Here is a 15884-nt window from a genome sequence, read left to right as displayed (position 1 = left end):
AATACTGCACCGCACCATCAACTAACCCCAACACAGCCCTATCGGCTATCGATGTGGCCTTTAGCGCACCCTACAAATACAACTTGCGAGATAGGCTACGAAGCTTCTTTCTAAAGCGCCTTCCCTGTATGACTGCCTTATCAAAGTTGCTGATATTGATTTCTGCTCGCTTAGTCGCATCATCACTTAAAAAAACAGACTGAAATTTTTTCATCACTGCAGGGGGTGAGAAATCCCTAGAATAACAGTCCCAATTTTGTTTTTGAGATGCTGCTTTATCAAAGTTTAAGAAAATCTCGCTGAGATCCTTAGGGCCTTTGTACAAAATAGCCTTAGATCCCAAAACATCAATGTGATTTCTCTGGGGAGAAAGTGCGTAAGTGATAACAGGCTTGTTGTGCATAGAAAACTCTCCACAAGCCAGACCAAAACTCTCACCAATACCTCTTGCATGAATCATGGCATCGCAGGTATTAATAAAGCTAGATTTAAAAACGGGATCAGAATTGCCTGGCAGGAATATCACCTGGGAATGATCAATAAACCGATCAATGTTCATGAACAGAAAATAGATCTGGGTATTTTTAGCAACAACTTCTGCAATTACCTTCTTCACAAAATCGAGGTTAAAGCTATCGCTTCCACCATAACACCCGAATACGACAGCATCTTCGGGAATACCAAGAGCCGCTCTTTGTGAACTTCCCTGAACTGGTAAATCGATGATGTGCGGTACAAAAGGAATCTTTCCATTTGAACACTCCTCACTCAACCACTGGGATACATAGGCATAAATATCACCATGCATCTCATCCACCTTTTGCGGAAAGACCGCATGAATCAAATTGGGAACACCAGGCAATAGATATTGATCACGTTCACCCGATTTAATCAGATACATTGCATCAATTAAGCCACTATCGGCAATAGAATTTAACTCAGAAAAATGGTCGTAAGGAGTTAACTTAAATTCTTTTTGAAATTTTTCAAATACAGATGGCTGTATCTGCTCAGAGCGACGATCGTAAAAAACTACGGATTCATTGCCTAGCAATTGTTGATTTTGGAGTGCGTAGTCAAAAATAGCAATATGGGTGCCCCTAAGAGACATTAAGCCCGCATCAAATCCAATTTTTTTATATGCCATGGAGATATTTTAGTGCCAAGGTTAAGGATGGCCTTGCCAAACACTACAGACCTATCTTATCCCCATAAAATCAGCTGATAAGTCAGTCTTAGTCTAGCGACTTTCAACTAATTTGGCTAAATCAACCTTAACGCGCTCAATAACCTCAGTCCAATCGGCAGCTTTCATTTGATGATAGATTTTGGCCGTAGGATACCAAGGACTATCGTCTCTACCTCGCAACCAGCGCCAACAAGAGTCGTAGCGATTCAATATCCACACGGGTTTTCCGAGAGCGCCTGCCAGATGGGCTGTTGAAGTGTCCACAGAGATCAGCAGATCCAGAGAATCTAGCAAGGCTGCGGTATCCGTAAAATCATTAATTAAGGGAGCACAATTAATAATATCTGGCCAAAGAATTTTCTTCTTTGCGGCTAGCTCAGATTCTGCCGGATCACCCTTTTGTAGGCTATAAAAATCAATTCCATTAAGGTCGCCAAGAAATGCAATTTGATCGAGCGCTATATTTCGGCGCTCGCCCTCTAAATATCCATCCAAATGTATAGGTCGATGACCGCCACTCCAGACAACACCAACCCTTAAGTTAGTTGATGGATGGAGCGCCTTTTGTAATAGCTTTTTCTTCTCTTCTTTAACTTCTAAATATGGAATTTCCTGCGGAATGGTATTCAAATCCGTCCCAAATAACAAAGGTAATGACATTAACGGTGTTTGAAAATCAAAATCTTTTGGGGTATAAACCAAACCTGATCTCAGGTCACAAAAAGCACGCAATGGATTGAAAATATCCAACAACTGATCGGGCACTAAAAAAGTGATTTGTGCGCCAGTCTGCGATAAAGGCTTTATGTATCTGCAAAATTGAATTGAATCGCCAAGACCTTGCTCTGCCCAGACAATTAACTTCTTACCATGGAGATTGTTAAGGCTCTCTAGTCTAGCTACTCCTGCGTGCTGAAATTTTACTGGAATAGATTTTGTCCATCTAGCCTCGTAATTTTGCCACCCCAATTGAAAATTTCCGCTAGCTAATTGACTTAAACCTTTTTGCCAATAAGCGTCAACGTAGCTGGGATCTACAGAGGTTGCTATATCAAAACATGCCATAGCCTCTTCGTGCCTACGAAGCCACTCCAGAGCATTGCCTTTGTTTTTATATGCCTTTGCATAACTTGGATCTATTGCAATAGCCTTGTCATACCAAACTAATGCGTCCTCAAAACGATATAGCTCTTGTAAAACGTTTGCTTTGTTGTTGTAAGCCTCAGCATAAGTTGGAAGCAAACGAATTGCCTCGTTAAAACTTAATAAAGCATCTTCATGTTGACCTAAAGCCTGAAGGATATTACCTCGGTTGCTGTGGGCCACACCGTCATGAGGGGCAATAGCAATAACTTGGTTAATCAAACTGAGAGCTCTAGCATAATCAGTTTTAAGCGCTGCAACTACCGACATGCACCTTAAAATATCGTGGTTATTTGGCGCACAATTCAATGCCTTTTTAAGCAACTCCTCGGACTCATCAAGCTTATCTTTGGCAATGCAATCAAATGCATTTTTTAAAAGTATTTGGGCGGCAAGATTCATAAGCTAAAACTAACCAAAGCCAAAGAGAGGAGGTGTAATAGTATGTTGGGGAAACATACAGAAAATTAATGGTGCCCCTTGTCCGACTCGAACAGACCACCTACTGATTACAAATCAGTTGCTCTACCAGATGAGCTAAAGGGGCAACGGGATATATTTTATCCTATTTCACAATCTTCAAGCTAGGTCTACTTGTTTTTGGTTTTTCTGGGGTCTGATCCCCGGAATCTGCGATATGTAGATCGCGGGCCTGAGCGGGGTCAAATGGGAAAGACATGCCCTGGCCATTTTCCCTAGAGTAGATAGCCAAAACATGGCTAACGGGAACCATAATCTTTCTAGGAATGCCCCCAAATCTCGCCTGAAAGCTGATCCAGTCATTCTCCATCTGTAGCTGATGACAGGCCTCAAGTGACAGGTTAAGGACAATTTCATCGTTCTTAACAAACTCCATAGGCACTTCCACCCTGGCATCAACAAAAACAGCCATGAAGGGCGTAAAACCAAAATCCGTGCACCACTGATGTAGGGCACGGATTAGGTAGGGTTTGTTGCTTGGGACGTCAGACATACTGACTAATAGTGAACCGCTAGAAAAGCTTAGCGGCGCATTACCTTCTCAGAAGGAGTCAAAGCTTCGATGTAAGCAGGTCTACTAAAAATACGCTCAGCGTATTTCAAGAGAGCAGCAGCATTGCGTGAAAGATCAATGCCGTAATGCTCAAGACGCCATAGCAATGGTGCAATCGCAACATCCAACATTGAGAACTCATCACCCAACATATACTTATTTTTTACAAAAATAGGCGCCAACTGAGTTAAGCGATCACGAATCGCTAAGCGCGCTTTTTCATGAACCTTCTCAGCAGCCTTACCCTTTTCGTTCTCTAAAGCAGCAACGTGCACAAACAATTCTTTCTCAAAATTGAAAAGGAAGAGGCGTGCGCGTGCGCGTGCTACGGGATCAGGCGGCATCAACTGTGGATGAGGAAAACGCTCATCAATATATTCATTGATGATGTTTGATTCATACAAAATTAGGTCGCGCTCAACCAAGATTGGAACTTGGCCATAAGGGTTCATTACGGAGATGTCTTCAGGCTTGTTAAACAAGTCGACATCGCGGATTTCAAAATCCATGCCTTTTTCAAAAAGCACCAAACGGCAGCGTTGCGAGAATGGGCAATTAGTACCCGAGTACAACACCATCATAAATTTATTTCCTTAAATTTCTACTTCAATACAACAAACGCACATCAGCGTTAAATCTCATCACCAATGGGCTCTACTTGTAGAGCCCATTTCATTCAATTAGTGAATATCTTTCCAGTAGGCCTTGTTCAAACGCCAAGCCAAAATGGTAAAGATTGCCAAGAACAAGAGCACCACTACGCCAAGGCGTTTACGCTCTAATTGCACTGGCTCAGCCATCCATGACATGAAGGCAACTAAGTCGGCGATATTGTCGTCATACTCTTGTGACTTCATTGTGCCTGGGGTTAATTGCTCAAAGCCTACAAATACTTTTTCAACCCTGCTGTCGTCATGAGGATCTTTGCGCTCTTCGAACTTCGCAGCACGCTCACCCTGCAACTGCCATAAAACATGCGGCATACCCACGTTTGGATATACCAAGTTGTTCCATCCGGTCTGAGTGTTGTCGTCTTTATAGAAAGTGCGGAAGTAGGTATAGAGCCAGTCGATACCACGGGCACGAGCCTCAACAGATAAATCTGGTGGAGTCTTACCAAACCATGCCTTACCTTCTTTAGGTGTCATGGAAATCGTCATCAGATCGCCAACCTTGGCATCAGTCAAAATCAAATTGTCTTTAATTTGCTGATCTGTCAAACCGATATCGCGCAAGCGGTTGTAACGCATGCTTGTTGCTGAGTGGCAATTTAAGCAATAGTTCACAAAAATCTTTGCGCCATTTTGCAATGAGGCATTGCTACTTACACGATCAGGGGCTTTATCTAAAGGAAAGCCACCTTCATTTGCATTGGCATTAACACCAAAGCCGAGGGCCGCAACCAATACTGTTGCTTGGCAGACGCCCATCAAAGTTTGCAGAATTCGTTTCATGCTAGTTCCTAGTTTCTCTTTGCTGATATCTCAGGCGTGAATTAATGGGGCTTAAAAGTAACGCGCGTTGGAACTGGCTTGAACGTACCAAGCTTGCTCCAGAAAGGCATTGCCAAGAAAAAGCCCAGATAATAAATCGTACAAATCTGAGAAATCTTTTCGAATACTGGTGATGGTGGCTCAATACCTAAGTAACCCAAGATAATGAAACTCACAACGAACACACCATAAATATATTTATGGAACTGTGGACGATAGCGAATTGATTTCACTGGTGACTTATCAAGCCAAGGCAAGAAGAACATGATCACAACAGAACCGCCCATGATCACAACACCCCAAAACTTAGCATCAAACAGGTAGAAGCCTGCGGCCAATATCACTGCGATTGCGGCACATGCGCCCTTCACTTTTTTATCGCTTGAACTTCTCGCAAACATTCCAAGAATGACTGCCAAGAAGATCCACAAAGGCAATAGGAAGTTAGTGGTCGTTGCACGCAACATGGAGTAGAACGGCGTGAAATACCAGACCGGAGCAATATGTGTTGGCGTTACGAATGGATTAGCCGGAATAAAGTTATTTGCTTCCAAGAAGTATCCACCCATCTCTGGCGCAAAGAATACGACACAAGCAAATACCATTAAGAATCCGCCCAAGTACATGACGTCGTGAACGCTGTAATAAGGATGGAACGGAATGCCATCAACTGGATGACCGTTTGCATCTAAATTCTCTTTAATTTCTACGCCATCTGGATTGTTTGAGCCCACTTCATGCAAGGCAAGAATATGAGCAGCAACTAGTCCAATCAATACCAATGGAATAGCAATCACATGGAATGCAAAGAAACGATTGAGGGTAGCATCACCAACAACATAGTCGCCACGCAACCACAAAGATAGATCTGGGCCAATGAATGGAATCGCTGAGAACAAGTTCACAATTACTTGTGCACCCCAATAGGACATTTGACCCCAAGGGAGCAAGTAACCAAAGAACGCCTCACCCATCAAGCACAAGAAAATTGCGCAACCGAAAATCCAGATCAATTCACGTGGCTTGCGATAGGAACCGTAGATTAAGCCACGGAACATATGCAGATAAACCACTACGAAGAACATGGAGGCGCCAGTTGAATGCATGTAGCGAATCAACCAACCCCATGGCACTTCGCGCATGATGTATTCGACAGACTCAAATGCCTTAGCTGCGTCTGGCTTGTAGTTCATCACTAGGAAAATTCCAGTAATGATCTGAATTGCCAAAACAACGATCGCCAATGCACCAAAGATGTAGAAAAAATTCAGGTTCTTAGGAGCGTAGTACTCACTCATATGACGCTTGAATGCGTCTGTAACAGGCAAACGTGAGTCAACCCATGCCATTAGCTTTACGGCGGCTGAAGCGTCTGCAGGAACTTCTTTTTCGTGAAATGCCATTTATCTCTCCTTAGGCCTTCTTATCTTCGCCAACCAGAATCTTGGTATCGCTCAAATACATATGCGGCGGTACTTCCATATTGTCTGGGGCTGGTTTGTTCTTAAATACACGGCCGGCCATATCAAATGTCGAACCATGGCATGGGCAAAGGAAGCCGCCTGGCCAATTGTTAGGCAAAGAAGGTTGTGCGCCTGATTCAAACTTAGCAGTAGGAGAGCAGCCCAAGTGGGTGCAAATGCCAACAACTACAAGGTACTCCGGCTTAATGGAGCGCCACTGATTCTGGGCGTAAGGAGGCGTAAATTGAGCTGGGTCACGCAAAGAATCTGGGTCAGCCAATTCACTATCAATCTTTGATAACTCAGCAACTTGCTCAGGGGTACGACGAACCACCCAAACAGGCTTACCGCGCCATTCAACCATTCTCATTTCGTCCGGCTGCATGCCAGCGATATCGATTTCAACAGCGGCTCCGGCGGCTTTAGCACGCTCAGAAGGCTCAAAACTGTCCACAAAAGGGTAAAGGGCTGCAGCTGCGCCTACGCCGCCAACCGCCGAAGTGGCGATCAACCAATTACGGCGATCCTTGTCCATACAGGGCTTGTCACTCATTTACAAAATTCCTAAAAAGGGTATTTATGGGTGGAAATTGCTTAAAGATAGGATTTTAAAGTAAAAAGTGGGGTAAGCAAGAAAGTTATGGGGTTAATTTCGGGTTAATCTGGATCCATGTTCAAAGGAAAGCATTTATGAGCGTTTTAAAGGAGTTTCGGGACTTTGCTGTAAAGGGCAATGTGATTGATTTGGCAGTCGGCGTCATTATTGGCGGCGCTTTCGGGAAAATTGTCGATTCCCTGGTAAATGACATCGTTATGCCCGTGATTTCGACCCTTTTAGGTGGTCATATCGACTTTACGAACCTTTTTCTTGTCCTTGGCCATATCCCAGAGGGCGTCCCAAGAACCTTTGATGCCCTCAAAAAGGCTGGGGTACCCATTTTTGCCTATGGCAACTTCATCACCATTTCGATCAATTTCATTCTTTTGGCCTTCGTCATCTTCCAAATGGTCAAAGTGGTAAATAGAATTCGTTTAATGGATGCACCCCCTCCTCCGCCAGTTCCAGAGGATGTGATTTTGCTTCGCGAGATTCGTGACAGCCTCAAAAAATAATCTGCCTACGCTCAATCCAAAATGTTAAATCGAATCTGGTTGCTATTTGCACAATCAGTAACCATTTTGATGGCTGCATTGTTCATTGTTGCCACTCTTAAACCTAGTTGGCTATCGAATGGACAAATGGGCTCGATGGTGGAGAGCGTCACCCTTAAGGAAGGCGCTTACGACAACTCCGCAGTCAGTCCTGGCTCGTATCATGAGGCTGTCAAAAAATCGATGCCTGCAGTAGTCAATATTTTTACAAGCAAGGCAAATGTAACACCCAAAACTCGCAAAGGTAATGGGAATAATTCGGCCGATCCTTTTTTTAAATTCTTTTTTGGCGATCAACCACCAGACGCGGAGCCCAGCTCCAGCCTGGGTTCTGGGGTACTAGTAAGCCCCGAAGGCATTATTCTCACCAATCATCATGTCATTAGTGATGCAGATGAAATTGATGTAGCACTTGCCGATGGAAGAAAAGTAAAAGCCAAAATAATTGGCAGCGACCCAGAAACTGACATTGCTGTTTTAAAGATTGATGCCAAACAATTACCAACACCAATCACGCTAGGAAAAGTGGAATCCATTCATGTGGGTGATGTTGTGCTCGCTATTGGAAATCCATTTGGAGTTGGACAAACAGTGACCTCAGGAATTATTTCTGCCCTGGGTCGTGATCATGTAGGCATCAATACTTTTGAAAACTTTATTCAAACGGATGCTGCAATTAATCCCGGAAATTCCGGCGGTGCATTAGTAGACACACGAGGCCATTTAATTGGAATTAACACTGCCATTTATTCCAAAAATGGAGGATCTATGGGGATTGGTTTTGCCATCCCAGTTAACCTTGCAAAGCAGGTCATGGAATCGATCCTAAGTAACGGCAGCGTGACAAGGGGCTGGATTGGGGTGGAACCTCAAAACCTCTCAAAGGAGCTTTCTGAATCGCTAGGATTACCTAAAAATACCGCTGGTGTTCTTTTATCTGGAGTTCTGGAGGGTGGGCCCGCAGCCAAGGGCGGCATCAAGCCTGGGGATGTTTTAGTTGCTGTCAATGGCAATAGCACCAAAGATGTCAGACAGCTACTCAATCAGATTGCACAAATTAGCCCAGGCAATGAGGCTACTCTCAAAATCTTACGCAAAGATAAAGAATTAGAGCTTAAGGTTCAGGCCGGCAAAAGGCCCAAACCAAAAACAATGAATTAACGGCGGAGTCTATTCCGCTAAATTTATCCAGCCAGTATTTTAGATAAAAAGTCTTTTGCTCTCGGCGAACGCGCATCTGGATTGCCGAAGAATTCATCCTTGCTGCAATCTTCAATAATGCGCCCCTGATCCATGAAGATCACTCGATGACTAACCTTGCGTGCAAAACCCATTTCATGAGTAACGCAACACATCGTCATACCCTCATTGGCAAGCTTCACCATCACATCTAACACCTCACCAACCATTTCAGGGTCAAGGGCAGAGGTAGGCTCATCAAACAGCATCACAATTGGATCCATACTCAAAGCACGCGCGATGGCAACGCGTTGTTGCTGGCCGCCAGATAGCTGACCTGGAAACTTATCTTTCTGCGCAATTAATCCAACTCGCTCGAGATACTTAAGGCCATGAGTTTTTGCTTCATCAGCCGTGCGTCCCAATACTTTAATTTGGGCAAGCGTGAGATTCTCGGTGATAGAAAGGTGCGGGAAAAGTTCAAAGTGCTGAAATACCATACCTACCCGAGCACGCAATTTAGGCAGATTGGTTTTAGGGTCATGAAGATTAATGCCATCAACTGAAATTTGGCCCGACTGAAATGGCTCCAATGCATTGATGGTTTTAATTAAAGTCGACTTCCCAGAACCAGAAGGGCCGCAAATAACCACCACCTCACCTTTTTTGATTGACGTAGTGCAGTCCGTCAGAACCTGAAAGGAGCCATACCATTTAGAAACGTTTTGAAGTTCAATCATGATGGTCTATGTAGTGTGTAGCGATCAAAAAAATAATTAACGAATAATGGCAACTTTTGCCTGTATAGCGCGTACTGCTTTAGATAGAGAGAAGCAGATGATGAAATAGGTAGCGGCAGCCAAAATATAGGTTTCTATTGGACGACCATAATTTTTACCTGCAATCTCAAAACCTTTTAATAAATCATAGGCTCCAATCGCGTAGACCAAGGACGTATCTTGAAACAAGATGATGGTCTGCGTCATAAAAACAGGGATCATGTTTCTAAATGCTTGCGGTAAAACTACCAGACGCATGTTTTGTCCATAGGTCATTCCTAAGGCTTCGCCTGCATACATCTGACCCTTAGGCACCGACTGAATACCCGCCCTGACAATCTCTGAAAAGAAAGCTGCTTCAAATGCAATGAAGGTAATCGTTGCAGATAAATCTGCTCCAATGGGCCTACCGATCAACATCGGAATCAACAAGAAGAACCAAAGGATCACCATGACCAATGGAATGGAGCGCATTGTGTTGATGTAAAAAGTAGCGGGATAAACTAAAAACGGCTTACCGGAAAGCCTCATCAGCGCTAAAAAAGTACCCACTACGATGCCACCAATAGTGGCAATGACTGTCAGCTGTACGCTAAATAACAAACCTTTCAGAATGTAATTTGTAAACAGCTCCCAATTGTAAAAACTTAGATCTAAGCTCAACATATCATCACCATTTAATGAGCCAGACTTGCATCATTGGATGCGGCGGAGAACCCTGGAATTCGGCTTCTTTTTTCAATCAACGTCATCACTCGATTGACTGCAAAAGCAGATAAGGCATACAGCGCAGTCACTGCTAAATAAATCTCAACGCCATGAGAGGTTTCCTCTTGGGCTTGCATAGCAAATAAAGTGAGTTCGGGAACGGACACCGCAAATGCAACGGATGAATTTTTAATCACATTCATACTCTCCGAGGTCAGCGGAGGAATAACGATACGCAATGCCATAGGCAAGATGACATATCGATAAGCTTGAGGCGTTGTTAGTCCAAGTGCGGTTGCCGCAGCTCTTTGACCACTTGGTAAAGACTGAATACCAGCACGCACCTGCTCTGCAATTCGTGCAGATGTAAAAAATCCTAAAGCAATGCTGACGAGCCAATACGAAGGAAGCGCTTTTAAGGGAAGAACAAAAGCGGGAATAACGTGGTACCAAAGAAATACCTGAACCAAGACAGGAATGTTTCGGAACAGTTCAACCCAGGCGGTTGAGAGTCTGACCAATACCCTGCTCACTCTTCCGTTATCAGGTAGCGTTCTTAGCGTACCCATAACGGCACCCAAAATCAAAGCAATCGTAAGTCCTAGACCTGCAACAGCCAGCGTCCAGCCCCAGGCCTTCATCAGCCAGTCTAGATAACTGGGATCCGCATTTTGAGCAAGTCCAAAGATAGAGGAGAAGCAGTGTTCAACTACTTCTCCATCTAAGGTGCTTTTACAAAAAACACCTAAATCTAATGCCATATAAGAAACTTATTTTTATTAAATTACTTCTTGTTGTAGTCTTCCGCAGGCTTGTCGTTGAGGTTGGCCCAAGCATTTTTAGTGGCTGGGGATAGCTCAAGACCTACTACGATATTTTTTGGTGGAATTGGTGACAAGAACCACTTATTCCAAAGTCCAGGCATCTTGCCATTAGCAACAATCTTCGCAATAGCAGCATTCACGGCAGCCTTGAACTCAGGGTCATTCTTCGGAACCATGATGGCGATTGGTTCAGTAGCAAGCACTTCGCCAACAATTTTGAAATCTTTTGGATTCTTAGAGTTAGCAATATTACCCGCCAAAATTGAGCCATCCATTACGAAAGCATCTGCACGGCCTGACTCCAACAGCAAGAAGCTATCTGCATGATCTTTACCAAATACTTCATCAAAGTTCACGCCGTTTGCTTTTTCATGCTTACGCAAGAGCTGAACGGAGGTAGTTCCAGTAGTTGTAGCAACCTTTTTACCTGCCAACTGAGAGATAGATGTAATGCCTGAATTGGCCTTAACTGCAATGCGCACTTCTTCAACGTACAGAGTGTTGGCAAAACCAACGTCTTTTGCGCGAGCAGTATTGTTGGTGGTTGTGCCGCACTCAATATCCACTGTACCGTTTTGCACCAATGGCACACGATTTTGCGAAGTCACCGGCTGATAATTGATGCGCAATGTGCTCATACCCAGCTTATCCTTGATATCTCCCAAAATCATGCGGCAGATTTCTACATGATAGCCATCGAATCGGCTATCACCAGTGGTATAGGACATAGGAATAGAAGATTCACGCACGCCCATAGTGACTGCGCCGCTAGACTTAATCTTATCCATGGTGGCACTAGCAGCCTGGGCGGCACCAATTGCGCCAAATCCAAAAACTAAAGCACTAGCCGCAAAGAAAGTGGCAATTTGTTTATTTTTCATTAGTAGTCTCTCTTTTATATTGAAAGGGATAATAAATTTATCATTTATATCTTGATATATTTAGACTATACATTGAGTCTGTATATTTAAAATTCTGACTATACGCAATAATAGGGGTTTTTACTTACCTAAAGCAAAAGTTAAAGCTATTTCTTGAATATCGTCCTCAATCTCCATCACAATTACTTGGGCCGCTTTCCACAATATGAATGACCCCTCCAGGCACATACAGCTAATTCAAAATTGGCTTAAACAGGGAGAAATTGAATCTGCTAAAGCACTCCTGAGCGAAATGATAGCGGAGACACCAAACAATCAGGAGGTAATCGAGTATTTGGCGCTCATTTACGAGCATGAAGGAGATGATGAGAGCGCCATGAAGTTGCTCCTTGATGCCATGAGTATCCTGAGTTGCAGCCCCTCCCTCAAATTTAACCTCGCTGATCTCTACTTAAAGCATGGCGCTCACCAGAAGGCAATCCAGCTTTATAAATCAGTACTCGAGACAACCCCCTCTTTTTTTGAGGTTTTACACAATCTTGGCTTGGCACACGCACAGCTATTTCAATTTAATGAGGCGGCGCAATACTTTGAACAAGCAAGCCTGATTAATCCAAACTCTTTTGAGCTACAGGCTAACTGGGGGGCAGCTTTAAAAAATCTTGGCAAGTACCAAAAATCACTTGATTGCCTAGATCTTGCTATCGCAAACAACCCCTTGGATCCTAGCGTATGGCTTAATAAAGGCGTAACACTAGATGCAATGGATAGACAGCAACAGGCGGTAGATTGTTATGAGAAGGCTATAAAACTTGACCATCGCTATCATGAAGCGCATTGCAATGTGGCTAATACGCTTATAGTTCTTGGAAAATATGATCAGGCAATGTCGGCATTTCAGAAAGCGCTAGCCATAAAAGCCAATGATCCAGATACACTCTACAACCTTTCACTTCTTCAATTGATACAAGGTGACTTTATCAATGGATGGGCAAATTATGAGTATCGCTGGCTCAGGGAAAATGCGCCAAAGAAACTATTCAGTGAAATTCCACCGCTCTTAGATATAAATGGTGTTAGCGGCAAAGATATCTTAGTATGGTCGGAGCAAGGTCTTGGGGATAGCATTCAATTTAGCCGATACGTTATACCTCTTAAAAACTTAGGCGCCAAAATTACATTGGCAACGCAACCACAATTAATTGGCTTGCTGCAATCAATGCGGGCTATCGAAAATATTACTTCAATAGATCAAATCCAAAAAAATAATTTTGATGCTCAAATTCCGCTTTTAAGTCTTCCTCTTTTATTTCAGCAATCCAACATAAAGCCGCAGATTCAGATACCCTATTTGAGAAGCAATCCAGATAAAAAGTTAATGTGGGCAAATAGGCTTTGCAATATAAAAGGGTTAAAAGTGGGGCTAGTATGGAATGGTGGATTTAGACCTGAAAAAACTGAGTCATGGTACGAACGACGTAATATTCAGCTTTCAGATATTGCGATGCTAAATGATGTTCCAGGCGTTCATTTCTTCAATCTACAAAAAGGTGAGCCTGCGGAGTCGGAACTTCTAGAATACTACTCAACATTATGGCCAAAAAATAATCTGTCCATTTTTACCTCTGAGCTCAATACTTTTGAAGACACTGCCGCTTTAGTAGAAAATCTCGATCTTGTTATATCAGTGGATACCTCAACTGCCCATTTGGCTGGCGCACTCGGAAAGCCAGTGTGGATTCTGAACCGTTTTGATACTTGCTGGCGCTGGCTCATTCAACAAGAAAAAACACACTGGTACCCTAGTGCCAAAATCTTCAATCAACCCTTACCTGGAGATTGGCAAAGTGTTATCGCCAAGGTCAAAAGTGAGTTGGCGGATCTTGCAGCATTAAATCGGACGGCAATTTAATTTACGTAAATATGATCAATAGGTTTTCCTGCCTGATGAAGTTGATATGCCTCCAAAAAACCTTTCTCAAGATGCTTAGTAAATAACGGCGTATCAAAGAGGGGCTTTGTCAGGATATTTTTCTGTAAACGTAATTTGATTTCACTCAATTGGGCTGGGTTATTAGCCAACTCTATTGCGAACTTCTCGTATTCCTCTTGTGTATTAACCACCAAATCCGGGAGGTCAATCGCATGCAATAAACTCGCAGCCACCCGAGCCCCAAAAGATTCCCCAATTAGCGTCAACACCGGCAAGCCAGCCCAAAGAGCATCGCTAGCTGTCGTATGAGCATTGCAAGGGGTTGTATCTAGAAATAAATCAGCCACCTTATATCTAGCCAAATGATCGGATAACTCTACTCGATTTGCAAAAATTAAACGATTTGTATCTAAGCCGCGCTTTTCAGCCTCTAACCTTAAATTGTTCACGGCGTATGGATTATCTTGATATAGCCATAGAACACTGCCCTCAACAGCTCTTAATATTCTCACCCATCCATCCATTACAAATGGTGTGATTTTGTAATTATTATTAAAGCAACAAAATATAAATCCTGAAGACGGCAACCCAAGCTCTTCTCTAGTTTTAATGGTAGTTGATATATGCCGGTTTCTATCGTTCACTTGATAGCTATTTGGCATATAAATAATCTTTTCTACCATTCCATCCTTATATTCCTCGGGAATGACGACACGATCAGCAACAATATAGTCATAGCACGAGTTACCCATTGTTCCGGGAAAGGCCAGATATGAAATTTGTATTGGGGCTGCGCCATGCATAAAGATTTTAGGGCGGCTTTCTTCTGTTAACCCTTTAAGATCAATTGCAATATCAATCTGCATCTCGCGCGATAAGGTTGCCGCCTCTACATCAGTCATGCCATTCAGATCAATAAAATGATCGAATGCACTTTTTAATCTTGATCGCATTGCATCCGGAATATTCCTTCCAAAAACAAATGCAATTAGCTCAAATTGCTCCTTATCATGACATTCAAATAACTCAGCAATTAAGTGGGCTGTTGGATGATTATGAAAATCAGCCGAAAAATAGCCCAGTCGAATTTTTTTCTTTGGGCCTAGAATTTTTTGTTGTTCTCGCTGAATATCGCCCTGTAAGGCTCGTGTATATATCTCAATGGAGCGCTTAATTAATGCCCTATCATCCAAAAAAGAAATTAGGTTATACGGGGTAGCTATCTTGTGACCAGCCTGGATCTCCTGAACAAGCTGCTCTCTCTTTTGGTCAAGGGAGTCCCACACACACATTTGCAGCTCATTTTGAATCATGGTACCGAACAAAAATTCCGCGTCCGGTTGAATGGAAAACGCCCTGATAAACGCTACTCTTGCCTCTAAAAATTCCTTCATTTCGGAATAAATATGCCCTTTAGCAATCCATGCTTCGGCAGATTTAGCATTAATAAGCAAAACTTGATCATATGCATCGAGTGCATTTCGATAGTCTTTTACTTGAGAAAAAATATTTGCCCTTAATAATTGGGCGGCTTCATAGCCTGGATTAATCCTTAAGGCTTGATCACAACATCCGAGTGCGTTTTCTAATTGCATTCTCAAACTGAAAAGGCGCGCAACACCGTAAAAAGCCTGGGCATAGTTTGGATCTAACTCCACCGCTTTTTCGTAGGAGACCAATGCTTCTTGATAACGACCTAATGCTTGAAGCGTATTGCCCTGATTGCAATAGGCCTCAGCGTATAGCGGCTCTAAATCAATTGCTTTTTTATAAGAGCTGAGCGCTTCCTCTTGGCGCCCTAATTCAATAAGAATATTTCCGCGATTACTATGGGCAATGCCATTCTGGGGGCTGGCTTTTAGAGCCAAATCAACCCATCCTAATGCTTGATCCCAATCCTTGTGGAGGGCTGCAACCACGCCCAGAAGGCGTAATGCATCAGGCTGACTCTTTTCGGCTTTTAATATTTCACTCAAATGCAATTTTGCAGAGGCTAAATCGTTAGCCTGAATATCTTGTACTGCTTTTTGAAGTAAACAGGCTAAATGCGAAGTCATTTAACTATCTTAATCGAGGACCTCAATTATTCCCCAGAGGACTATAAAAG

The 15884-nt window shown here is 43.1% G+C and carries 15 protein-coding genes and 1 tRNA gene; 3 read left to right on the top strand and 13 right to left on the bottom strand.

Annotated elements, in window-relative coordinates:
* Positions 1 to 70 precede the first annotated feature (70 nt).
* From ICN23_RS04960 to petA, 8 genes are all read right to left on the bottom strand, one after another.
* Entirely contained in the window at positions 71 to 1147 is a 1077-nt protein-coding gene (locus ICN23_RS04960; RefSeq protein WP_216231149.1) for a hypothetical protein, read from the bottom strand.
* Between the two features lie 93 nt (positions 1148 to 1240).
* The gene (locus tag ICN23_RS04955; protein ID WP_216231147.1) at positions 1241 to 2734 is read right to left on the bottom strand and encodes a tetratricopeptide repeat protein; all 1494 of its coding nucleotides are present in this window, start codon (positions 2732 to 2734) and stop codon (positions 1241 to 1243) included.
* A 69-nt stretch (positions 2735 to 2803) separates the two neighbouring features.
* A tRNA-Thr gene (locus ICN23_RS04950) sits at positions 2804 to 2879 on the bottom strand.
* 18 nt (positions 2880 to 2897) lie between these two features.
* A complete protein-coding gene (locus tag ICN23_RS04945; protein ID WP_216231145.1) occupies positions 2898 to 3305 on the bottom strand; it encodes a ClpXP protease specificity-enhancing factor in 408 nt (135 codons plus the stop codon).
* A 29-nt stretch (positions 3306 to 3334) separates the two neighbouring features.
* Positions 3335 to 3946, bottom strand: a complete 612-nt coding sequence (locus tag ICN23_RS04940) for a glutathione S-transferase N-terminal domain-containing protein (RefSeq protein ID WP_068320223.1) — start codon at positions 3944 to 3946, stop codon at positions 3335 to 3337.
* Positions 3947 to 4045: 99 nt separating this feature from the next.
* Positions 4046 to 4819, bottom strand: coding sequence for a cytochrome c1 (locus ICN23_RS04935; RefSeq protein WP_370624755.1), 774 nt, complete (start codon positions 4817 to 4819; stop codon positions 4046 to 4048).
* Positions 4820 to 4860: 41 nt separating this feature from the next.
* Positions 4861 to 6261, bottom strand: a complete 1401-nt coding sequence (locus ICN23_RS04930) for a cytochrome bc complex cytochrome b subunit (RefSeq protein WP_216231143.1) — start codon at positions 6259 to 6261, stop codon at positions 4861 to 4863.
* A gap of 10 nt (positions 6262 to 6271) precedes the next feature.
* Complete coding sequence (gene petA, locus ICN23_RS04925) at positions 6272 to 6874, bottom strand: ubiquinol-cytochrome c reductase iron-sulfur subunit (RefSeq protein ID WP_216231141.1); 603 nt, start codon at positions 6872 to 6874, stop codon at positions 6272 to 6274.
* 137 nt (positions 6875 to 7011) lie between these two features.
* On the opposite strand from petA, the gene mscL reads away from it, so the two are divergent.
* Positions 7012 to 7434 carry a large conductance mechanosensitive channel protein MscL gene (gene mscL, locus ICN23_RS04920; RefSeq protein WP_216231140.1) on the top strand — a complete coding sequence of 141 codons (423 nt, stop codon included), beginning with the start codon at positions 7012 to 7014 and terminating at the stop codon, positions 7432 to 7434.
* A 21-nt stretch (positions 7435 to 7455) separates the two neighbouring features.
* Positions 7456 to 8634, top strand: a complete 1179-nt coding sequence (locus ICN23_RS04915) for a Do family serine endopeptidase (RefSeq protein ID WP_216231139.1) — start codon at positions 7456 to 7458, stop codon at positions 8632 to 8634.
* 23 nt (positions 8635 to 8657) lie between these two features.
* Here the strand turns inward: ICN23_RS04915 and ICN23_RS04910 are convergent, their stop codons facing one another.
* Genes ICN23_RS04910 through ICN23_RS04895 form a run of 4 tightly spaced genes read right to left on the bottom strand, consistent with a single transcriptional unit; the run spans position 8658 to position 11844 of the window.
* On the bottom strand, positions 8658 to 9392 hold the full coding sequence (locus ICN23_RS04910; protein ID WP_216231138.1) for an amino acid ABC transporter ATP-binding protein: 735 nt from the start codon (positions 9390 to 9392) through the stop codon (positions 8658 to 8660).
* A 36-nt stretch (positions 9393 to 9428) separates the two neighbouring features.
* Positions 9429 to 10097 carry an amino acid ABC transporter permease gene (locus ICN23_RS04905; protein WP_216231137.1) on the bottom strand — a complete coding sequence of 223 codons (669 nt, stop codon included), beginning with the start codon at positions 10095 to 10097 and terminating at the stop codon, positions 9429 to 9431.
* A gap of 11 nt (positions 10098 to 10108) precedes the next feature.
* The gene (locus ICN23_RS04900) at positions 10109 to 10900 is read right to left on the bottom strand and encodes an amino acid ABC transporter permease (protein ID WP_216231136.1); all 792 of its coding nucleotides are present in this window, start codon (positions 10898 to 10900) and stop codon (positions 10109 to 10111) included.
* A 23-nt stretch (positions 10901 to 10923) separates the two neighbouring features.
* On the bottom strand, positions 10924 to 11844 hold the full coding sequence (locus tag ICN23_RS04895) for an amino acid ABC transporter substrate-binding protein (RefSeq protein ID WP_216231135.1): 921 nt from the start codon (positions 11842 to 11844) through the stop codon (positions 10924 to 10926).
* 205 nt (positions 11845 to 12049) lie between these two features.
* Here ICN23_RS04895 and ICN23_RS04890 point away from each other — a divergent pair, with 205 nt between their 5' ends.
* Positions 12050 to 13756, top strand: a complete 1707-nt coding sequence (locus ICN23_RS04890; RefSeq protein WP_216231134.1) for a tetratricopeptide repeat protein — start codon at positions 12050 to 12052, stop codon at positions 13754 to 13756.
* Here ICN23_RS04890 and ICN23_RS04885 read toward each other — a convergent pair.
* Positions 13753 to 15834 (bottom strand): tetratricopeptide repeat protein, encoded by a 2082-nt coding sequence (locus ICN23_RS04885; protein WP_216231133.1) that lies wholly within the window; start codon positions 15832 to 15834, stop codon positions 13753 to 13755. The genes ICN23_RS04890 and ICN23_RS04885 overlap by 4 nt on opposite strands.
* Positions 15835 to 15884: the final 50 nt, after the last annotated feature.

The sequence above is a fragment of the Polynucleobacter sp. MWH-Jannik1A5 genome (assembly GCF_018881795.1).
GTDB lineage: Bacteria > Pseudomonadota > Gammaproteobacteria > Burkholderiales > Burkholderiaceae > Polynucleobacter.
Note: the sequence above shows the minus strand (reverse complement) of the source record. Positions and strands in the feature narration are given on the sequence as shown.